This is a genomic window from Paenibacillus sp. JNUCC32 (genome assembly GCF_014863545.1).
GTDB lineage: Bacteria > Bacillota > Bacilli > Paenibacillales > Paenibacillaceae > Paenibacillus_AQ > Paenibacillus_AQ lautus_A.
Map to the genome: position 1 here is coordinate 3,621,854 of NZ_CP062260.1, position 20,788 is coordinate 3,642,641.

The following is a 20,788-nucleotide window of genomic DNA, read 5'->3' on the forward strand; positions in this document are numbered from 1 at the left end:
TCCCGTCGGGGGATGGAAAGGAGGTCTGCAAATGATCTGAAGCTGCTGCGGTTTAATGCTGGGCCCAGCTGTCCAAGTAGGATTTCTGCTCAGCGCTCAGGCTGTCGATATGGATACCTAGACTTTCCAGTTTATATAATGCAACCTGTTGATCCAGCTCGTACGGAACATTCACGACGCGGTTGCCGATGCTCTTGTACTGATCATTCACGTGTTTGAGCGACAAGGCCTGAAGCGCAAACGTCATATCCATGATTTCTGCCGGATGTCCGTCCCCTGCCGCCAGATTCACCAAACGGCCTTCTGCAAGCAAGTAGATCTTACGGCCGTCCTTCAAATGGTATTCTTCGATATTGCGGCGAACCGTCCGAACCGATTGGGATCGCTCCGACAGATCCGGTTTGTTGACTTCCACATCGAAGTGCCCGGCATTGGACAAAATGGCGCCATCCTTCATGACATCAAAGTCTTCTCCGCTAATGACGTCGCGGTTGCCCGTGACGGTTACGAAAAAGTCTCCCCGTTTAGCCGCTTCGCGCATCGGCATAACGTGGAAGCCGTCCATGTAAGCCTCAACCGCCTTGATCGGATCAATCTCGGTCACGATGACGTTGGCGCCGAGACCCTTGGCGCGCATCGCCACGCCTTTGCCGCACCAGCCATAGCCGACGACAACGACCGTTTTGCCTGCAACCACCAGGTTGGTCGTTCGGTTAATTCCGTCCCAGACCGATTGCCCCGTACCGTAACGGTTATCGAATAAGTATTTGCAGTACGCGTCATTCACGGCAACCATCGGGAATTTCAGAGCGCCCTCTTTCTCCAGCGATTTCAGGCGCAGAATGCCCGTCGTTGTCTCTTCGGCGCCGCCTCGCACTCCTTCTAGCAGATCCGTGCGCTCGGAGTGAAGGATCGTTACGAGATCTCCGCCATCATCGATGATCAGATCCGGTCTCGTTTCCAGCGTCGAGATGAGGTGCTGCTTGTATTCCTCCGGATCCGGGTTGTACTTGGCAAACACCGTAATTCCGTCTTCCACCAACGCCGCGCATACATCATCCTGCGTAGACAGCGGATTGCTGCCGGTAATCGTCACTTCGGCTCCGCCGGCTTGGATGACCTTCGCCAGATACGCGGTCTTCGCTTCCAGATGCAGCGAGATGGCCACTTTCAAGCCTTTGAACGGTTGTTCTTTCTCGAATTGTTCGCGTACCCGGTTCAATACCGGCATGTGCGCCTGCACCCAATCAATTTTGAGATGACCTTCCGGCGCCAGTTTCAGGTCGGCAATATTGCTGGTTTGTATTGATGATGAGCTCATTTAACAGCCTCCTAGGATCTGATGTTTGAATTCCTGATCATTATACGTAAACGACGCGGTGCATGCCCGAAGCATCGTATGGGATTTCCATCAGGCGATCCACCAGATTCAATCCGTAACGATTCATGTATTCCAGTATGTTGTATACCCGCTCCTGAGGCTTCCCATCCGGGAGCAGCGTCTGCTCGATGCGCTTCCACTGCGCCAAGGCGGCCTCATGCTGCTGTTCCAGGGCATTCCGGGATTTACTTAACAGGTAATCCATTTGCTCCAAAATTTTATCCTTATTGGTTAGACCTAATTTTAACAGTCCGCTCTGCATTTTGCCAAGATCTTCTATTAAAGGTTGATATAATGCTTCGAATTGTTTCCGGGTTTCGCTGAAGCGTTCCTCCAGATTCAGTTCGTCCTTGCTTGCCAGCCAAGCCTCGCGCTTCTCGGACAAGCGAAGCTGAACATCCTCGAAGGACAATCCGTATTTCTCCATCAGCTTGTGGACGGCGCCGTCCACAATGGAGAAAGACATTCTCGGGATGATTAGCGGCATCTGCAAGCCCATATCGGCAAATGCATAGCGCGTAATCGCCCAGTAAGAGATTTCGCCGGGACCGAGTATCGTCCCCAGCACGGGGAGCAGCGAGTCCTGCATGATCGGCCGGGTCAGCACGTTATTGCTGAAGCGCTCAGGAAACTGATGCAAATCCCGAAGCAATTCTTCCTCCGTGAGAGAAACGATGCCCTTGCGGTCGGAGAACACGCCTCCTTCCCGGTACAGCAGCAGGCGTCTGCCTTCATGCAAGTAGAACAGATTGGCCCCGTTCTCGGATACGTCGGCCTGGACCTCGTAGCCCAGTCCGTCGATATCCCTTGCAGCCTGCTGGTACGAAAGTCCCAGTGTCTCGTTGCGGGTAATCAGCGATTCGAATATGGGTACTTCCAGCGCCCGAAGTCCCGGGTCTGCGGAATCCAGGAGGATCAGTCCATATTTGCCGAACATGCAGCCGATGAGTTTAGCGAATGCCTCGCTTAATCCGGCCGAGCCGTCAAACGATTGAGACGCAAGCTTCAGCAGGTCTGCCTTGTATTCGCTGTCCGCCAGCTGCGTCTGAAGCTCTGCCAGCATCATCGACCAGTCCTCTTCAGGAACATCGGTATAACTCACCGATGTCCTGAGCCCGTCCTTGGCATCCAGCTTGATTTTGGACAGCTGCTGATCCGGAGTCAGGAAATACGTGTGATTGACTTCATCCCAGTCATGGTCCTCTCCGGCGATCCAAAATACAGGCACAACGGGACGATTCAAGCGTTCCTCCGCTTCGCGGGCAGCCTGAATCACGGTGATGGCTTTATATATGACAAGCAGGGGGCCGGTAAACAAACCGCTTTGCTGTCCACCAACCATGGTAACAGTTCCGGGCTGTTCCAGCAGTTGAAGTGATTTATGTACGGCGGGGTGATCATTGTGTTTCTGGTTATACGTCCGAAGACATGCTGCCAGCGACTTGCGCTGAATTCGTTTGTCTTCCGAAAGATCCAGCCATTGTACCCGCTCGGCATAGCCGTGCTCGCCGCGGTGATCTTCACCGTAGAACCCGCTTACCCGGTCGAAATGGTGAATATAATCATGGGCGAGACGCGAAGCGAGGGATAATGGTTCCGGAACGATATTCATGAGGTATGCCTCCTATTCTACGTCGCAACCAAATCTAGATTGTGCATGCAGGTAAATTTGTTTCTTTATTTTTTGCCTTTCTTGATTGTACCGAATGTTGGCATTGTGCGTCAAAGGAAAAGAATAGCCGCCGGCACGATGCCAGCGGCTATTCTTGAAGCAGCTTCCTATTAGCAGGTATGGATGACTTAAGCGTAGGCTTTGGCAACCCAGTGTCCTTTGGACACTTCGACCAGCTCCGAATCCTTCACGTCCAGCTGAACCGTTCCGTCTTCGCCTTTGGCTGCCGAAATCGGCCCCTGCGAATCGTCTTCCAGCTTGAGGCGCTTTTTGTTTGCCTCAATTTCAGGATCCGGAATCGGAATCGCGGACAGCAGGGTTTTCGTGTACGGATGGATCGGGTTCGCATACAGTTCCTCGCTGTCTGCCAGCTCCACCATTTTGCCCAAATACATCACCGCTACCCGGTCGCTGATATGCTTAACCATGGACAGGTCATGCGCAATGAAGAGATAAGTCAAACCAAGCCGATCCTGCAGATCTTTCAACAAATTGACAACCTGCGCCTGAATCGAAACGTCAAGCGCCGAGATCGGCTCGTCACAAATGATGAATTTAGGGTTTACCGCAAGGGCGCGGGCAATCCCGATCCGTTGACGCTGACCGCCCGAGAATTCGTGAGGGTAACGCGTCGCGTGGTCGCTGTTCAAGCCGACCATATCCAGCAGCTCCTCAATCCGCTTCTTGCGTTCGGCGCGGCTGCCTGCCATTCCGTGAATATCCAAGGCTTCGCCGATAATGTCCGACACCGTGAATCTTGGATTCAGCGAGGCATACGGATCCTGGAAAATCATCTGCATATCGCGGCGCATCGCCTTCATCTTGCCAGGGGACAGCTTGTAAATGTCCGTTCCGTTAAAATTAACGCTCCCGGCCGTAGGTTCATAGAGGCGAAGAATCGTCCGTCCTGCGGTTGACTTGCCGCAGCCGGACTCACCCACCATACCAAGCGTTTCGCCTTCGCGAATGAAGAAATTCAGGTCGTCAACCGCCTTAAGCACTTGACCTTTGCCAACGTTGAAATACTTCTTCAGGCCTTTTACCTCAATCAAATGGTTATCCTTCATGAGCCCTGCGCCTCCTTCGCCATCGGGTGCAGATTCCAGCAGCGCGCGATGTGCGTGTCGCTGAATTCCGTTGCGCCCGGATCCACCCGTTCACAAATTCGCATAGCTTCGTCGCAGCGGGCGGCGAACGGGCAGCCTAACGGTGGTTTAATCAGATCCGGCGGTGTTCCGATAATCGGAATCAGAGGTTCGTCCTTCTTCTGATCCAGGCGCGGCATGGAACGAAGCAAGCCTTTGGTATAAGGATGCTGCGGATTTTTGAAAATCTCCCATTTCGTTCCCGTTTCCACCACTTCGCCCGCATACATGACGATCACGCGGTCGCACATGCCGGCAACAACGCCGAGATCATGGGTGATCAGAATGATGGATGTGCCCAAACGCTCCTGCATCTCCTTCATCACGTCCATAATCTGCGCCTGAATGGTAACGTCAAGGGCAGTCGTCGGTTCATCCGCGATCAGCAGGGTCGGCTTACATGCAAGGGCGATCGCGATCATCGCGCGTTGGCGCATACCGCCGGAGAATTCATGCGGATACTGGTTGAAGCGCTCTTCCGCGTTTTTGATGCCCACCAGCTTCAGCATTTCGATGGCATGTTTTTTGGCTTCCGAGAATGACATCCCTTGGTGCTTGACCAGCACTTCCGTGATTTGTTTTCCTATTTTAATGGTTGGATTGAGCGAAGTCATCGGATCCTGGAAGATCATCCCGATATCCTTGCCGCGAATCGCTTCCATCTGTTTGTTCGTTTTTTTGAGAAGGTCTTGTCCTTGGAAAATGACCTCTCCTTTTTTTATTTCTGAGGGCGGGGACGGAATCAATCGCATAATGGTCTGGGCGGTAACACTTTTACCGCTTCCGGACTCACCGACGATGGCAACCGTCTCCCCCTTGCCGACTTCAAAATTCATGCCGCGGACTGCCTTTACTTCACCGCCGCGAACACGAAACGATACGTTGAGGTCCTTCACCTGCAAGATCGGTTCCATACCTTCCCACCTCCTATTTTTTCAATTTCGGATCCAGCGCGTCACGCAATCCATCACCGAAAATGTTAAATGCCAACATCGTCAAGCTGATAAATAGAGCAGGGAACAACATCCGCCATGGATAATACATCCATCCGGACAAGGCATCATTAATCATGGAGCCCCATGATGCAACCGGTGCTTGAACGCCAAGACCAAGGAAACTCAGGAAAGCCTCGGCAAAGATTGCGCTTGGAACCGACAAGGTCAAGGTAACGATGATCGGGCCCATCGCATTCGGAATCAAATGCCGGAACAGCAGGCGGGCAGTTCCCGCACCCATCGAGCGTGAAGCGAGCACATACTCTCTGCTCTTCAGCTGCATGATCTCGCCCCGCACGATCCAGGACATGTTAATCCACCCCGTGATGGTTAAGGCGAGTATGATCGTGCCTAAACTTGGTTCGAATACAACCAACAGCAAGATCGTAACGAGCAGGTACGGAATGGAATACAAAATTTCCGCAAACTTATTCATGAACTCATCGACGCGGCCACCGAAATAACCCATGATGCCGCCATATATTACGCCAATCATCAAGTCAATCGCAGCTGCTGCAAGACCAACGGTCAAGGATATCCGAGCTCCCATCCAGGTACGAACAAAGACGTCGCGGCCCAGATCGTCGGTTCCAAACCAATGTTCTGATGAAGGCGGCATATTCGTATTCATCAAATCATTCGTTTCATAATCATATTTAGAGATCATCGGGCCGATGATGGCCATGATGACAATCAGGATCATAATAATCAAGCCTGTCATTGCCAGCTTGTTCTTGCGCAATCTCTCCCAGGAATCTCTCCAGGAAGATAAGCTTTCACGCTGTATTACCTCGGATTGCTTCTCATCAGGACCAATCTTCTGAAAATCTTCAGGCTTCAAGTTTAGTGCCGCAGGATGAGGCATACGCTGTTCTTTCTCCATGTCTACCTCTCCTTCCCGCCGGTCAATTTAATGCGTGGATCCACAAATACATACACGATGTCCGTGACAAAACGAGCCAGCATCAGCAGGATGCCGTAGAAAATCGTAATTCCCATGATGACGGTATAATCACGGTTCGTGATACTTTCAACAAACTGCTTGCCTATGCCGCCGATACCGAAAATCTGTTCAATGACGACCGAACCCGTGATAATATTCGCTGTCATTGGACCGACATAAGTCACGACCGGCAGAATACCGTTACGGATCACATGACGGAACATAATCGCGAACCAGTTAAGGCCTTTGGCCTTCGCCGTCTTGATATAATCCGAATGCAAAACTTCCAGCATGCTGGATCTTGTCAAACGAGCGATAAATGCAATCGGTTGTGCAGACAGCGCCATGACCGGAAGCACGTAGTCCAGCGGTCCCTCAAAGCCCATGACGTTGAATATGCCTGCTTTCTCCGCGAGAACGAATTGCAACAAGGACGCGAGTACAAAACTCGGTACCGCGATGCCCAGAACCGAGATAATCATGGCGATGTTGTCAATCAGCTTGCGGTGATACAAAGCCGCAAGCATCCCCAGCAGGACGCCCACGATGACGGATACCACAATCGCGATAAGACCCAGACGCAGTGACGGGCCGAACGTGTCAACAATAATATCTGTTACGGATTGTCCCTGTTTCTTCATGGACAAGCCAAAGTCACCCTGGATGATATTGCCCAAGTATTTCGTATACTGCTGAAATACCGGTTTATCCAAATCATACTGCTCCATCAGCCTCGCCAGAATTTCAGGCGATGGCTTTTTCTCTCCCATAAACGGATCGCCCGGTATGGCTTTCATAAGAAAAAAAGTGGCTGAGATCAGTATGAACAACGATACAAGCATATAAAAAAACTTACTCGCCACATACCTCAGCATTTCGCTAGCCTCCTGATCAGTTGTTCTAAACCAAGCCGTCCCTATAATTGTATAATTCCAGGGCGGATTGAGCATCCCTTAACTTTCACCAACGGACACAAGATTTGGAAACCTTGCGTTCATACAAAAAAATCGGGATATATATGAGGTTTAAAAATGCCCCACATATATATCCCGAACCGCAACCTTTCATAAATGCTTATAAAAGACTACTCGATATATGCACGTGTGAAATCGATATCACCTTTATAATCCAGATGAAGGTTCTTCACCCATGGTTTAACCAGGGATACACTGGAATAGTAGTAGATCGGCATCACAACTTGATTGTCCTGAACAAGAATTTTCTCTGCTTGGGACATCAGCTCCATACGCTTGGCGTTATCGCTAGTCGCATAGGCATCCTTCACAAGTTTGTCATATTCTTCGTTCTTGAATCCAGTGTCGTTGTTTCCGCCATTGGATGTCCACATGTCGATATAAGTCATCGGGTCGTTATAGTCTGCTCCCCAGCCGGAACGTGCAACTTGATAGTTGAGGTCCGTACGGTTCTTCAGGAATACGCCCCACTCTTGGTTTTGAACCTTAACAGTAACGCCGAGGTTGTTCTTCCACATATCCGCGATGGCAAGCGCAATTTTCTTGTGGTTGTCATCGGAGTTATGGATCAGAGTAACTTCAGGCAACGTGGTATAGCCTTTTTCCTTCATACCTTGCTCGAGCAGTTTCTTAGCTTCTTCAAGATTTTCTTCGAAGTAAGTATCCGGCACCTCTTTACGGTACTCATCGGACTCACCTTTGATACCCGGAGGAACAAACCCGTGTGCAGGAAGTTGTCCGCCCTGCGTAATTTTCTCTACGATTGCCTGACGGTCAATCGCCATCGAGAAGGCTTTACGGATGTTTACATTGTCAAATGGTTCTTCCGTTGTGTTAAAGATATAGAAATAAGTCGATGAAATGCCTTTGATCATCAATTCATCGCCCAGTTCCTTCTTGATCGCCGTAAGTTGATCGGTCGGGATGTTGCCCGTTGGATGTCCTGCATAATCCAATTCATCGTTACGATAGCTTGAAAGCTCAGTCGCAGAGCTGTTGACGATGCTCATTTGAACTTTTTCAAGTTTGATGGAAGCCTTGTCCCAATATTGGTCGTTCTTAACAAGCTCGATCTTTTGACCCTTCGTCATTTGTGAAACTTTGAACGGACCATTGCCGATCAACGTATCCGGTTTCGTTGCCCAAGAAGCATTACCTTCAACGGAGCTGTGAACCGGGAAGTAGGTTTGGAATGACATCAAACTGAGGAAGTATGGCGTCGGGTTCTCCAGCGTTACTTCCAGCGTGTAATCATCAGTTGCTTTTACGCCAACTTCATTTGCGTCTTTAATTTCGCCAAGGTTGTACGCTTCAGCGTTTTTCACGTAATACAGCTGATATGCATAAGGCGATGCCGGCGTAAAGTTCGGATCAAGTACGCGTTTCCATGCATATTCGAAATCTTTAGCCGTTACAGAATCGCCGTTGCTCCATTTGGCATCCTCGCGAAGCGTGAAGACATATTTGAGGCCATCTTCAGAAATTTTCCATTCTTTGGCTACGCCTGGCTCTTCGGTACCGTCTGCACCTTTACGAACCAGACCTTCAAACACAGCATTGATTACCGTATTCGATGTATTGTCCTGAGACAATCCCGGATCCAATGTTGGAGGGTCAGAAGCAAGGTTCATACGAAAGACTTGTTCTTTCGGCTTGTTGCCCGCTTCCCCGTTGTTGGCACTTTGATCATTCTTGTCAGCTCCGCATGCTGCCAACACTGAACTGAAGGCAAGAATCAGCGTCATGAGAAGCAGGAGTTTCTTGTGTTTCTTCATCTTGCGGTATCCCCCTCATAGATTTTAGGTATATGCTTATCGATTATACAACCAGTGGTCAAAAAAATCCAGAAATCAATAAATTGAAAAATCTGCCTGATCCAATGATCAAACAGATTTCTCATATAATACTAGTTATTAGATTGTACTTACATCATCTTAATTATGTAGGAGAGTAGACCAAAAAATGTAAAAACTATGTAACCAAAACTCATTGTCACAAAGCCGAGCCTCCACACGGCCCGCAGCAGCCTTTTACCGTTTACCTTGCCTTTCCAGCGGTTTTGCGCACTCCCGATCAGCCCCGCCGCGATCAGCAGCATCAGGAGTATCAGATAAAATCCGAATTTGGTCTGGAACGTAGTATTAAACAAGGCGGAAACCGAGAACAGCATAAAAAAGGTGGTGATATCCATGGCCAGCTCCAGCGCTTGTTTTCGATTCTTATTTCTTTGGAGCACTATGATATACACGATCAGAAACGGAATGAACGGAAAAAGACTCAATGTGTTAAACAGCCCCTGTAAAACCCCCATACTTAGACCCCCTATAGATTCATCCCCTCGATGAGCTGCGTGATCAGCTCGTGTTTTGGCACTGAAACGCCATATTTGTGTCCAAGCTGGACAATGCTTCCGTTAATCCAGGCAACTTCCGTCGTTCGGCCGTCCATCACGTCCTTTAGCATGGAGGACGTGTTACCCGAAGTGGATTGGCAGACGCTTACAATCCATTCCCACAGCTTGTTTCCATACGGAATTCCGGCAGCTTCATATACAAGGATTCCTTCATGATACAGCTGCTTCATAAGCCCGACCCGTTCAGGGGAGGATAACAGCGCTCCGTTCGGAATCCGCCACAATGCAGTCAAAGGGTTAATGACCGCATTCATCAGCAGTTTACGATAGATCATCTCATCCATCTCATTCGACAATAAAGCTTCAAATCCTGCTCTATTCAGCTCTTTAACCAGCTCAATTTCATGATCTTCGCGGGATGTTGCCCCTATAAAGCTCGCAACAGGCATCATTTTGCCGATTGTCGTCGTTCCGTGGCCGGCGTGCAGAACCGAAGAACTGCTTGTACGCTTGGCCCCTTCCGTGGTAATCGCCGTATAGAGCTTCCACATGGGCAGCAGCTCCCGAAGTCGTTCCAAATGGCCTGTACCGTTCTGAAAACATATGAGATTGCGGCGATGGTGTCCGAATGGTGCCAGCACTTCCCTAGCCATCTCTTCGATCCCTTGCTGCTTCAACATGAGAAAGAGATAATCCGCATCCGCTGCCGCTCCCGACTCGGCAAAGGCATCCCATGCACGGACCGAAAAAGCATGGGGGGCAACGGTCTGAGGCTTCCCCTCCATTTCCTCGATCGTGATGCCGGATGCCCGGAGTTTGCTCGCCTGCTCCTCGCTGCGGCACCATACCGTGACGCCGCAGCCTGAAGCCGCAAGTTTGCCGGCATACAACAGGCCCAAAGAGCCGGCCCCGATGATATGTATATTCATAATCATCCCCCATTACTGTCTTTAAACATGATGTGCTAGTCTTAGTATATATCAGAATAATCTTCAATACGCACAAATAACCCGCCAAAGCGCATGAAATGCACTAGTGCGGGTTACGGCGGATCAGGACAACCTTTACCTATTCGATTCGTTCCAGATTACCGTTGGCATCCATTTTGAAGCGGGTCTTCAGTTCCTCGTCCTCTTCATTCAAAAAAGCCAGCCTCCGTGCCCGATCCATAATCTGAATCAGTGCCTTATAATCGTCATTGACCACATGGTAATCGGTTTTCACTTCGCTTACTTCCTTCAACAACCGTTGATTCTCGCTGCGGAGCCTTGCAAGCTCATCCTCTTTTTCACGCAAATTCTTCTCAAGCAGTTTGTACTGGCGTGAACTTTCCTGCAGCCCGCCCTTCCACTGACGAAGGAAACGGATCACCGCATCGATGGACAGCGTCTCTTCGCTTGCGCCATCATTTTTATAAACATCGTGCTCCATTTCCGGAGCTGCCAATCCTGCAACTTGAGGTCCGCTGGCGGAAGGCTGTTTTTTATAATAACTTCTCTTTTGACGCTGAGATTTCGCCAAGCTGATAGCATCCTCATATTTCTTGCGAACACAGCTGTTCCAACGAAATCCGCAAGCCGCCGATGTCCGGCCTATTCTTTCTCCGACTTCCTCAAAGGCAGCCAATTGGGTGCTGCCCTCACGAATATGACGCAGGGTTACCTCCGCCAGTATTAGGTCGTCCTCTGCGCTCCATGCATCCTGTCTCACTGCTGACATACCATAAAACCCTCCTAACGACATCCTAAAATAACCGTCTTCAATACCGTAAATCGGCTGCTGAATAGGGTATAAAAACTGCTTAGTTCATTTCTATGCCTCTCATAGAGTTCATAGAATCTATTTGATACTAAAATGTATTTCCATTTTGATTACAGATCATACTCTTACGGAGGGAAAAGGGGCGTTTCACCCAAATTGTTCCCGAATTCAATGTCCTGCTTCTGGTTAATAATAAAAAATAAAGGGTTTTCTTGAGTTAGGCGTTTACACGTTTTTCCCATAACGCTATAATGTTCATAGCAGCATTATGTGCGTACATACGAGAGGAGGATATAATCGTGGCACGGATGTTTCGAGTCCTTGGCTTTTTCACCCTGACCATCGGGTTGATGGCCTTTGCCGGAGATCATATTGAAATGGCACTGCTTTTCTTCCTGCAGACCGCATTTTTCGTGATCCTGGGATATTTGAAATTCACGGAGAGAACCTATATTCTTCTCTTCTGGGCTTATATGATCGTGACCTTCACAGGCTTTAGCTACTGGACGGTCTTCATTATGGGCAAACCACTCTAATATGTAAACCATGCAAGCGATAAACGAGATCCGCCGGCGGTCAACCTGGACAACCTGAGGCTGCGCTGGTGGATTTTCCTTGCGATTAGAGAACAAGTACTTAAAAGAGCGATCAGGTGCTTTAGCTGCCGGATCGCTTTTTTAGTGCCTAAAGGTTGATAATTGAGTCGTACGCGTCATATATTGGTAAAAATGAAGGGACAGACCATGGTTGGTATCCTTTCGACTAACAACCATGCAAGGAGGACTCCCGTTTGAAAGTACGAGTAAAATACCCACTCCTCCCGGTCTTGCTGTGTTTAACCCTGTTCTTCTGCTTCATCGGCGCTCCCGCTGCGGTTTATTCCCAGCAGGATGTCAGCCCCGTCATGCCTGACTCGGAAGAGGCGCGCAAGCTTCTGGAGGACAGCCTCTCCATCGTGGAAATCGATCATGAAATCGAACGGATAACCAAACGCATGGAGGAATTGCAGACTCTTCAGAATGAGCTGCAAACCCAAATCCAGGATATGGGCTTGCGCATTGAAGACCGGCGAGCTCGGGCGGCCGCCGTCCTTCGGTCATATTACATGGGTGAGCGGGATAACTTATTTTTCATGCTGCTGTCTGCAAAAGACTTAGCCGGCTTTTTCCGCGTCATGGACTTTTACGATATTATTATTCAGAACGACCGGGATACGCTTACCGTGTATAACAATCAGTACCGCTCCCTTGCTTCCGCTCAGGCTGAAGCAGCACGGAATGCGTCCCAGCTCGCCGAAGTAAAGGACAGCCTGGTGAAGCAGCGCGAACGGGTGCTTGCGCTTGAGCAGCAGGTAGATGGAGCACTCACAGCCAGCGGCAATCCGGATGCCATGAAGAGGCTGATCGAGGAGTTTACCCTCTATTGGGAGAATGTAGGGCTGTACGAGGTGAAGCGTCATTTCCAGGCCCTGGCTAGCGCCATGGAAAATCTGCCGTCGTTCGTCCAAGGCAGCAAGAACATACTGAAGACCAACGGCAAGGTATACACCATCGACATCCATGAAGATGATCTCAACACGTTTTTAAGATCCGAAGACGAAATCTTTAATAGCTTTGCGTTTCATTTTGACGATGGAAAAGTAATAGCTTCCGGCGAAAGCGGAAATTTGTCGCTGCTGATTGAAGGGAAATACACCGTCATTAACGAACCGGAGAATGCCATTATGTTTGAAGTCGACAAACTTGTGTTCAACCGGCTGGAATTGCCCGACACAACGCGCAGAGCGCTGCAGGAAGAATTCGACATGAACTTTTATCCCAAGCAGCTGGTTTCTTTCTTGAAAGCGACGGAGGTCGCAAGCGACGATCAACGATTAGTGGTCAAAATGGAGCTGGATCTATAGAAAAAGCTGCCCTCGAGGGCAGCTTTTTTCTTGTTATGGTTGAGCAGGCGTGTACAATTTCATATATTCTTCAACCGTTATTTCGCCATGCAGCAATCGATATGCCGATTCGCTATAAGTCTGGAAACCTTCCGAATCGCCAAAATCCAAAGCGGCCGGCTCATTCCGAGAGAGCAGCACCTGGGCGGGAACCGCTGCTTTTTGCCAAATGCCCCGATCCCTCAGGTTCGTGCCCGTGACATACATTTCGGATACAACGGGGAGTGTTCCTGACGTTTTGCTCCATTCCTGCTGCATCTCTTTGCTTGTCATATACGTAATCCATTTCATGGCAAGCGCAGACGACTCCGTCTGTGCGGCTACCGCAAAACTTCTCGCTCGCACAACCGGCGTATTCAAATGACTCTTTCCCATGGCCAATGCGGAAGACAATCCGCTTACCTCTCGGTCCGCGAAGCTCGAATACGGCTCAATGGCCACGGAAGCCTCCTCTATGCCAGAGGAAGGTTCCTGCCCCGTTTCTATCGTAGCTGCTGCGCCGTGGGACGATTCCATCTTTCGAAGGTGATTGCGGATTAACATTTCAAGTACTTCTTGATCCGGCTTGGAAGGATCGCCTTCAAGCAAATGCACCGCCGCGCCGAATGCGTAAGGATCCTTCGGATCAAATGAGAGGACAGGGCTCGTCTTATGAAGCTCCATATATTCCTTCCAAGCCTGACGGCTCTCCGGCATGTTAAATGAGGCGCCGTCCTTCCCTTCGGTCTGCCAGGTCACGATATAGGGATCTATATCAAAAGGCATTCCCCATTGATACCCGTTCCATTGCAGCTGCGGCAGAAGACCATTCAGGGTATCCTCGCCGGTCACCGTTGTCTGTGATGCATCGACGGGCAGAAGATATCCCGTCATTGCAAGCGCTTTAATGTAATGGGAATCCGTTAATATAATGTCCGGTCCTTCGCCAAGGGACATATGAAGCAAAAACGATTCTTTCTCCGTACTGGCTGTTTCCAGAGGCGTGATTTCGATCTCGGCTCCGGTCTCTTCCATAAAGCGTTCGTTGAGCGCTTTCAGGTGCCTCAGCTCGTCCGGATTCAATTGGACGCCGACCTTGATGGGGCCCAGGTCGCTCTCTGGTACCTCCGGCCTCTGCTGCGGAGGAATCGGTTCATCCCCGGGCGGTTCCCGTCTCGTATGATGAGTGAAGTCAAAGCTGGGAGATAAACTGGATAAGGATAATAATAAAATGGCGAATAAGAACCAATATTTCTTCCTCTTCATATCCCCTCTTCACTCCTCCCATAGTCGCATGCCCTTATTTTACCAAACTTATAGTGCTCTTGTCCTATCTTTTTTTATAATTTACCAGTCCATATTTTACTAATAGGACCCGATCGCTAAAAGGACTGTCCTATGAATTCCGGACAGTCCTTCTCGTACAAGTTACTTTGTGAGATCATTTCTCGGGAAATATCACGCTACAGCAAATCGGCCGCCAGCTGTGCCAGCTTGGAACGCTCCCCTTTAGTCAGCGTAATATGTCCGCTTAAACCTTCCTGCTTAAATCGTTCAACCACATAGGTCAACCCATTGCTAACGGCATCCAGGTAGGGATGGTCAATCTGTTCGGGGTCCCCCATCAGTATCACCTTGCTCCCTTCTCCCGCCCGGGAAACAATCGTCTTGACCTCATGGCGGGATAAGTTCTGAGCCTCATCAACGATGATGAACTGACCTGGAATGGAGCGACCGCGGATGTAAGTCAGTGCTTCTACCTGGATGCTTCCCAGACCCATCAATATTTTATCGATATCGCCGGATTTCTTGGTGTCGAACAAATACTCCAGGTTGTCATAGATCGGCTGCATCCACGGTCTCAGCTTCTCTTCCTTTTCTCCCGGCAAATATCCGATATCTTTCCCCATCGGAACGACCGGACGCGCAATGAGCAGTTTTTTGTATTTGTGCTCATCCTCCACCTTGGATAGTCCTGCTGCCAATGCCAGCAAAGTTTTTCCCGTTCCGGCTTTTCCCGTAATGGTAACCAGCGGAATGTCGTCATTCAGGAGAAGCTCAATCGCCATGCGCTGTTGAGCATTCCGGGCACTGATGCCCCATACGGGCTCGTTGCTTAGATGAAGCGGCTCTAGACGGGTTGCATCTTCATTCACATGAAGAAGGGCAGACTTGCCGGTTCCCATCTCGTCCTTCAGAATAACGAATTCGTGCGGATAAAGCGGATAAGAGAGTTGAAGTGGTTTAATCGGCAAATAACGATAGCTGTAGAATTCATCGATCACAGAAGGATGCACCTTGATCGTTGAGAATCCCGGATATAATTCGCTTGGATCCGCCGTGCGGTCAGATAGATAATCCTGTGTCGTTAGCCCAAGCACATCCGCTTTTATTCGAACGAGGACATCCTTGCTGACAAGAACAACGGGTCTTCCGTCCTCCTTCGGCTCCTCCTCCAATTTATAATTTAACGCGACAGCCAAAATACGATTGTCGTTCGATGCTTCGCTAAATAACTCCTGTACCTTGACGAAGCTGCGATGATTTAGCTCAACCTTCAACGTCCCGCCGTTCTCCAGAAGAACTCCGTCGTGAAGATGCCCTTGTTCTCTAAGCCCATCAAGCAATCGGGAGACCATACGGGCATTGCGGCCGATTTCATCGGCATTTCGCTTTTTGGAATCAATCTCTTCAAGAACCACCGCAGGAATGATGACTTCATGCTCCTCGAATGCATAAATCGATTGAGGATCATGCAGCAGTACGTTCGTATCCAGTACAAATATTTTTTTCATCTTATCCCTCCACTGCTTCTTCATCAGGTACACACATAAACCTTTCCGTCCCGGACATAATAAGCGTAGCGACTGGAGTAATTTAGCGAATTCTATTACGAAAGGACAGATCAATCCATGAGAGCTGCTCTATCCATCATGCTGGCGGTGTTGTTGCTCGCAGGCTGCGGGACCGCCAATAACAATGCATCACCCTCTCCTCGTAATCAAACCGATGGAACCACTGCTAACAGTGTTCGCAACATGAACGGGAACAGAGGTTATACCACCAACAATGTAGACGGTTGGACACCGGATAACCCCAATACGGGGCGTGTCGGTAACGTAAATGATAACAACGGACGAGTTGACGCTACAACCGCAAATCACCTGAAATCACTGGCTGAGAGCGTGCCTGGCGTTAAAAACGCGAACTGTGTTGTCATGGGCAATACGGCTGTCGTCGGGCTGAATGTCGATGGAAATTTAGATCGTGCAGAAGTTGGAACCATTAAATACACGGTCGCGGAAGCCCTTCAAACCGATCCGGCAGGCGCCAATGCGCTGGTTACCGCCGATTTGGACGTAGCCAACCGCATTGCCGAGCTTGGTCGGCACATTCAGGAGGGACATCCTGTTTCCGGACTTGCCAGTGAACTTGCAGACATCGTTGGCCGTATCATCCCTCAATTGCCGAAAGACGTAACGCCGCGAGACGGGAATGCACAGCGAAACGGGAATGGGCAGCAAAACGGAAATATGCAGCAAAACGGTGCTAAAACGGTAAATCCAAATCATCGCGGTCATGCACCGGCCCATCCACAAAACGGGAAATAAGCTTGAGGATGAATTCGGTCTTACGCGCGGACATATCCCGTCATGACCCGAGTTTGTCCGTCACAAGTCTCCAAATTTCATACAAAAAAAGCCCAGTGATGCTCACTGGGCTTTTTTTAAGGTCATAACAACGCCACTAGCAGGCATAACTGCTTCGCTAGGGACATGACCGTTAACATTTTTGGAGTATGACTGCTTATTCGGTGCAACATGGACACCCATGTCGAAAGAACCCGTCATGAGCGACATGGAATCAGAAGGACGACATCCGAAGGATTCCCATTCCCTAATGGAATCCGCCCGCACCAATGCAGGGGCAGGGCAACCCGTCTGCCGACTATGGATCAATGGGTGTGTCGTATGCATCATGAGGTAGGACATTCCTTCGGCCTCCTGTACAATGATCTCCATCTGATACATTGTATTATAACATACGATAAAACTTGCCTTCAATTGTCACGGAGCCGTTGCAGAATCCGCTTCTGTTCCCTGATCGCCGGCGTTGTGTTTCCCTGCTAGCTCATCTTGCAGCGCTTGTTTGGCTGCATTGAGTTCATTTGCATTAATGTAAACGTTAGGACTTCTCCACTCACCGGTAATCGGCATGAATTTAACGTCTTCTTTTCCAATATCATAATAAGTCCCAAGCAAGTTCCGGATTTGCTCCTGCTCGAAATCGGTGGTCATGTTGTCGCTGACCGCATCCAGCGCATTGCCGACCTTCGTAACGCCGCCGAATGATTTCATCTTGTCGAGCAAGGAATGCAACACTTCGCTTTGGCGGGCATTGCGATCAAAGTCGTTGGACTCCTTGGTCTTAGGATTACAGTTCATTGATTTGCGGTAACGCACATAGTCTAGCGCCTTCTTGCCGTCCAGCTTTTGCGGACCCACCGTCAGGTTGATGTCGGTTCCATCCACGGAATCCCGGTGGCACATGTTGTATTGTACGTTAACATCCACCCCGCCGAAGGTATCCACGACGTCGCGGAAACCCTGAAAATCGATGACCGTTACATAATCGATATTAACGCCAAGATACTTGCTCATCATGACTTTCATTTCTTCTTCTGCCGGAATGCCGCTGCCCGGCTCCTTTTTCTCGGCTGCTTTATAAGCTGCTTTAAATCTTGGGTAGTAGGCGTTCAGCTTCGTCGCCTTGTATCCTTCAAGTTCAATCAGCGTATCCCGCGGCAGGGATACCAGCGTCGACGTATTGGTTTCCGGATGCATGGTGGCGACCATGACCACATCCGTCAAGTAAGTCCCCGTCTCCGGGCGATGATCCGTTCCCAAGAGAAGCACGGTGATCGGCTTTTCCTTTGCGGACTGGCCTGGAGCTACAGGTTTGTCGATCCCGCTTTTTTCAATGATCTCATTGCCCTTGAAGTACAAGTATCCGGCATAACCTGCTGCAGCCAGAACTGCGATTAGCAGTACGATCAGAATAAATTTAAAAAATGATTTCCATGGGCTTTTTTTCTTTTTAGGAACTGGCTGTTTCTTGCCCTTCCCCCCACTTTTGGCTCTTGGAGGGAGACTGGTATGAGTAGGATTCATATCATAACACCTGATTTCATTCAAATTAGATGAATGTCCGATAAACGCTTCAAATTGCGAAGCATTTACCGGACCATGGTTGACTTCTCTCTCTTATAAACGATGGGGACTGACAAAAAGTTGCCGTATGGTTGTTGCCTGAAATGCTAAATTTCTACAAACCTTATGACTTCGGCTCGGCTTGAGCCTTCTTCTTCTGACGATCTTCAACAAAGTATCGAATACGCACCATCAGCATCAACGCCACGGCGACCAACAAGCATTGGATAATCGGCAGCTTATCGATCTGAAACACAAGCAGTATCGCCGAACCCAGGGCCATCAAGATATACAGGAGAATCTCCTTCAACAGAGGAAGCTTCTGCTTCACTCGGAATACCTTGTTGTAAACGTAGGTGATCAGCACAAATATGACGATATACGAAACGAGCGGGTGCGCGGCAAACCATTCCTGCATGATAGGTTCACTCCTTTTGGGCAAGTAGATCTCTATCTATTATAGATTTGCTTGCGCCATTTTACGATGTTTTTCTGCGCGTTCGCGCTCACTCTTGTTCAAAATCTTCTTGCGGAGACGAACGGATTTCGGCGTAATCTCGCAATACTCGTCGTCGTTCAAGTATTCCAGAGCTTGCTCAAGCGAGAAGATGACCGGTGTTTTCAATTTCACCGTATCGTCCTTCGTTGCCGAACGAACGTTGGTCAATTGCTTCTCTTTACAAATATTGACGACGATATCGTTGTCGCGGGTATGCTCCCCGACGATCATGCCTTCATAAATCTCGGTTCCCGGTTCCAGGAACAGGGTTCCGCGGTCTTCAACCGACATCATGCCGTAGAACGTCGAAGATCCGTTTTCCGTGGAAACCAGCACGCCTTGATGGCGTCCGCCCACTTGGCCGCCAACCAGCGGGCCATAGCTGTCGAACGCGTGGTTCATAATGCCGTAGCCGCGTGTCAGCGTCAAGAAATGGGTGCGGTAGCCGATAAGCCCGCGAGCCGGAATCAGGAATTCCAGACGGACTTGACCGTTTCCGTTGTTCACCATGTTCACCATTTCGGCCTTGCGTGTTCCAAGGCTTTCCATAACAGCGCCCATGCTCTCTTCCGGCACGTCAATCAGGAGGCGTTCGATCGGTTCCATTTTGACGCCATCGATTTCCCTTACGATAACTTCAGGCTTGGATACTTGAAGCTCATAGCCTTCACGACGCATATTCTCAATCAGGATACTGAGGTGAAGCTCGCCGCGTCCCGAAACGATATAGGCATCCGGGCTGTCCGTCTCATCCACTCGCAAGCTGACGTCCGTTTCCAGTTCTTTGAAGAGACGGTCACGAAGCTTGCGGGATGTCACCCATTTGCCTTCGCGTCCGGCAAAAGGACTGTTGTTCACCAGGAACGTCATTTGCAGGGTAGGCTCGTCAATTTTGAGAACCGGGAGGGCTTCCGGATGCTGCGGATCCGCAATGGTTTCTCCGATGTTGATGTCTTTGATGCCTGCGATCGCCACGATGTCGCCAGCGCCTGCTTCGGCAACCTCGATCCGCTTCAGTCCCTGGAAACCGAACAGCTTCTCGATACGGGCATTCTTGGTGGAACCGTCTCTAAGCATAACGGCAACCGGTTGGCCTTGCTTAATGACACCGCGATTCACGCGGCCGACGGCGATACGGCCCAGATATTCATTGTAATCCATCAAGGTAACGAGGAACTGCAGAGGCTCGTCCACTTTCTCGGTAGGGGAAGGGATATGGTCGATAATGGTTTCGTAAAGAGCAAGCATGTTATCGTCTTGCTTCTCCGGATCCATGCTAGAAGTACCGTTTAGGGCAGATGCATATACTACGGGGAAATCCAACTGGTCGTCGTTCGCTCCAAGCTCAATGAACAGGTCAAGCACTTCATCGATCACTTCAGCTGGGCGAGCAGCCGGACGGTCGATCTTGTTTACAACGACGATCGGCGTCAAGTTATGGGCAAGCGCTTTGCCCAGAACGAACTTGGTCTGAGGCATGCAGCCTTCGTATGCGTCAACAACGAGCAGAACGCCGTCGACCATTTTCATGATACGTTCGACTTCACCGCCGAAATCGGCGTGTCCAGGCGTATCCACGATGTTGATCAAGAAATCTTTATACGTAATAGCCGTATTTTTGGCTAGGATGGTAATACCGCGTTCGCGCTCCAAATCATTGGAGTCCATCGCGCGCTCCTGCAGCGTCTCATGCTCCCGGAAAATACCGGACTGCTGCAGCAGTTGGTCTACAAGTGTTGTTTTGCCATGGTCAACGTGAGCAATAATGGCAATGTTGCGAATCTGATCTCTTGATTGCATAAATATATCTCAAATCCCTTCTATTCGAATGAGCCACAAAGAAAGCGCCGGACGACATGCCGACGCTTCAACATACATCCTATAATATAGGTAAACGAGCGGGAAAATCAAGTCTTTTCAGAAAACTTCCAGCA

Annotated in this window: 18 protein-coding genes; 3 read left to right on the top strand and 15 right to left on the bottom strand. The window is 49.6% G+C overall.

Translation table 11 applies throughout. From position 1 onward, the window contains the following. Positions 1-52: 52 nt before the first annotated feature. From JNUCC32_RS16340 to JNUCC32_RS16385, 10 genes are all read right to left on the bottom strand, one after another. Positions 53-1,321: an adenosylhomocysteinase gene (locus tag JNUCC32_RS16340; RefSeq protein WP_192569218.1), complete on the bottom strand. Its 1,269-nt coding sequence runs from the start codon at positions 1,319-1,321 to the stop codon at positions 53-55. A gap of 40 nt (positions 1,322-1,361) precedes the next feature. After that, positions 1,362-2,993 (bottom strand): bacillithiol biosynthesis cysteine-adding enzyme BshC, encoded by a 1,632-nt coding sequence (bshC, locus tag JNUCC32_RS16345; RefSeq protein ID WP_192569219.1) that lies wholly within the window; start codon positions 2,991-2,993, stop codon positions 1,362-1,364. A gap of 188 nt (positions 2,994-3,181) precedes the next feature. After that, the gene (locus JNUCC32_RS16350; protein WP_009590843.1) at positions 3,182-4,120 is read right to left on the bottom strand and encodes an ABC transporter ATP-binding protein; all 939 of its coding nucleotides are present in this window, start codon (positions 4,118-4,120) and stop codon (positions 3,182-3,184) included. Continuing rightward, entirely contained in the window at positions 4,117-5,112 is a 996-nt protein-coding gene (locus JNUCC32_RS16355) for an ABC transporter ATP-binding protein (protein WP_192569220.1), read from the bottom strand. Before JNUCC32_RS16355 ends, JNUCC32_RS16350 begins: the two co-directional genes overlap by 4 nt. Before the next feature lie 13 nt (positions 5,113-5,125). After that, positions 5,126-6,076 (bottom strand): ABC transporter permease, encoded by a 951-nt coding sequence (locus JNUCC32_RS16360; protein WP_009590830.1) that lies wholly within the window; start codon positions 6,074-6,076, stop codon positions 5,126-5,128. 2 nt (positions 6,077-6,078) lie between these two features. Beyond that, positions 6,079-7,011 carry an ABC transporter permease gene (locus JNUCC32_RS16365; RefSeq protein ID WP_009590847.1) on the bottom strand — a complete coding sequence of 311 codons (933 nt, stop codon included), beginning with the start codon at positions 7,009-7,011 and terminating at the stop codon, positions 6,079-6,081. A 209-nt stretch (positions 7,012-7,220) separates the two neighbouring features. Beyond that, positions 7,221-8,885, bottom strand: coding sequence for a peptide ABC transporter substrate-binding protein (locus JNUCC32_RS16370; RefSeq protein WP_096773065.1), 1,665 nt, complete (start codon positions 8,883-8,885; stop codon positions 7,221-7,223). Between the two features lie 149 nt (positions 8,886-9,034). Further along, positions 9,035-9,421: a DUF3397 domain-containing protein gene (locus JNUCC32_RS16375; protein WP_192569221.1), complete on the bottom strand. Its 387-nt coding sequence runs from the start codon at positions 9,419-9,421 to the stop codon at positions 9,035-9,037. Between the two features lie 11 nt (positions 9,422-9,432). Then, entirely contained in the window at positions 9,433-10,392 is a 960-nt protein-coding gene (locus JNUCC32_RS16380; protein WP_192569222.1) for a ketopantoate reductase family protein, read from the bottom strand. 139 nt (positions 10,393-10,531) lie between these two features. Beyond that, positions 10,532-11,182 (bottom strand): RsfA family transcriptional regulator, encoded by a 651-nt coding sequence (locus tag JNUCC32_RS16385; protein WP_090913118.1) that lies wholly within the window; start codon positions 11,180-11,182, stop codon positions 10,532-10,534. A 341-nt stretch (positions 11,183-11,523) separates the two neighbouring features. Between JNUCC32_RS16385 and JNUCC32_RS16390 the strand changes: the two genes are divergently transcribed. Beyond that, on the top strand, positions 11,524-11,760 hold the full coding sequence (locus tag JNUCC32_RS16390; protein WP_006209059.1) for a DUF2626 domain-containing protein: 237 nt from the start codon (positions 11,524-11,526) through the stop codon (positions 11,758-11,760). Positions 11,761-12,014: 254 nt separating this feature from the next. Further along, on the top strand, positions 12,015-13,127 hold the full coding sequence (locus JNUCC32_RS16395) for a coiled-coil domain-containing protein (protein WP_096773063.1): 1,113 nt from the start codon (positions 12,015-12,017) through the stop codon (positions 13,125-13,127). Positions 13,128-13,160: 33 nt separating this feature from the next. Here JNUCC32_RS16395 and JNUCC32_RS16400 read toward each other — a convergent pair whose 3' ends face one another. Both JNUCC32_RS16400 and JNUCC32_RS16405 read right to left on the bottom strand, forming a co-directional pair. Beyond that, the gene (locus JNUCC32_RS16400; RefSeq protein WP_192569223.1) at positions 13,161-14,411 is read right to left on the bottom strand and encodes an extracellular solute-binding protein; all 1,251 of its coding nucleotides are present in this window, start codon (positions 14,409-14,411) and stop codon (positions 13,161-13,163) included. 197 nt (positions 14,412-14,608) lie between these two features. Continuing rightward, positions 14,609-15,940, bottom strand: coding sequence for a PhoH family protein (locus JNUCC32_RS16405; protein WP_192569224.1), 1,332 nt, complete (start codon positions 15,938-15,940; stop codon positions 14,609-14,611). Positions 15,941-16,057: 117 nt separating this feature from the next. On the opposite strand from JNUCC32_RS16405, the gene JNUCC32_RS16410 reads away from it, so the two are divergent. After that, complete coding sequence (locus JNUCC32_RS16410; protein WP_192569225.1) at positions 16,058-16,756, top strand: YhcN/YlaJ family sporulation lipoprotein; 699 nt, start codon at positions 16,058-16,060, stop codon at positions 16,754-16,756. 456 nt (positions 16,757-17,212) lie between these two features. Here JNUCC32_RS16410 and JNUCC32_RS16415 read toward each other — a convergent pair whose 3' ends face one another. The 3 genes from JNUCC32_RS16415 to typA all read right to left on the bottom strand — a co-directional run bounded on the left by JNUCC32_RS16415 (position 17,213) and on the right by typA (position 20,654). Then, on the bottom strand, positions 17,213-18,316 hold the full coding sequence (locus JNUCC32_RS16415; protein ID WP_192569226.1) for an LCP family protein: 1,104 nt from the start codon (positions 18,314-18,316) through the stop codon (positions 17,213-17,215). A 163-nt stretch (positions 18,317-18,479) separates the two neighbouring features. Then, positions 18,480-18,773: a YlaH-like family protein gene (locus tag JNUCC32_RS16420; RefSeq protein WP_009592386.1), complete on the bottom strand. Its 294-nt coding sequence runs from the start codon at positions 18,771-18,773 to the stop codon at positions 18,480-18,482. Positions 18,774-18,812: 39 nt separating this feature from the next. After that, on the bottom strand, positions 18,813-20,654 hold the full coding sequence (gene typA, locus JNUCC32_RS16425; RefSeq protein ID WP_009592389.1) for a translational GTPase TypA: 1,842 nt from the start codon (positions 20,652-20,654) through the stop codon (positions 18,813-18,815). Positions 20,655-20,788 lie beyond the last annotated feature (134 nt).

Excerpts from the sequence above, each read along its gene's own strand:
- JNUCC32_RS16375 (WP_192569221.1), bottom strand. The coding sequence starts at position 9,421 with ATGGGGGTTTTACAGGGGCTGTTTAACACATTGAGTCTTTTTCCGTTC.
- JNUCC32_RS16340 (WP_192569218.1), bottom strand. The coding sequence starts at position 1,321 with ATGAGCTCATCATCAATACAAACCAGCAATATTGCCGACCTGAAACTG.
- JNUCC32_RS16360 (WP_009590830.1), bottom strand. The coding sequence starts at position 6,076 with ATGGAGAAAGAACAGCGTATGCCTCATCCTGCGGCACTAAACTTGAAG.
- JNUCC32_RS16380 (WP_192569222.1), bottom strand. The coding sequence starts at position 10,392 with ATGAATATACATATCATCGGGGCCGGCTCTTTGGGCCTGTTGTATGCC.
- JNUCC32_RS16355 (WP_192569220.1), bottom strand. The coding sequence starts at position 5,112 with ATGGAACCGATCTTGCAGGTGAAGGACCTCAACGTATCGTTTCGTGTT.
- JNUCC32_RS16410 (WP_192569225.1), top strand. The coding sequence starts at position 16,058 with ATGAGAGCTGCTCTATCCATCATGCTGGCGGTGTTGTTGCTCGCAGGC.
- JNUCC32_RS16415 (WP_192569226.1), bottom strand. The coding sequence starts at position 18,316 with ATGAATCCTACTCATACCAGTCTCCCTCCAAGAGCCAAAAGTGGGGGG.
- JNUCC32_RS16420 (WP_009592386.1), bottom strand. The coding sequence starts at position 18,773 with ATGCAGGAATGGTTTGCCGCGCACCCGCTCGTTTCGTATATCGTCATA.
- typA (WP_009592389.1), bottom strand. The coding sequence starts at position 20,654 with ATGCAATCAAGAGATCAGATTCGCAACATTGCCATTATTGCTCACGTT.
- JNUCC32_RS16365 (WP_009590847.1), bottom strand. The coding sequence starts at position 7,011 with ATGCTGAGGTATGTGGCGAGTAAGTTTTTTTATATGCTTGTATCGTTG.
- JNUCC32_RS16405 (WP_192569224.1), bottom strand. The coding sequence starts at position 15,940 with ATGAAAAAAATATTTGTACTGGATACGAACGTACTGCTGCATGATCCT.
- JNUCC32_RS16400 (WP_192569223.1), bottom strand. The coding sequence starts at position 14,411 with ATGAAGAGGAAGAAATATTGGTTCTTATTCGCCATTTTATTATTATCC.
- bshC (WP_192569219.1), bottom strand. The coding sequence starts at position 2,993 with ATGAATATCGTTCCGGAACCATTATCCCTCGCTTCGCGTCTCGCCCAT.
- JNUCC32_RS16370 (WP_096773065.1), bottom strand. The coding sequence starts at position 8,885 with ATGAAGAAACACAAGAAACTCCTGCTTCTCATGACGCTGATTCTTGCC.
- JNUCC32_RS16385 (WP_090913118.1), bottom strand. The coding sequence starts at position 11,182 with ATGTCAGCAGTGAGACAGGATGCATGGAGCGCAGAGGACGACCTAATA.
- JNUCC32_RS16350 (WP_009590843.1), bottom strand. The coding sequence starts at position 4,120 with ATGAAGGATAACCATTTGATTGAGGTAAAAGGCCTGAAGAAGTATTTC.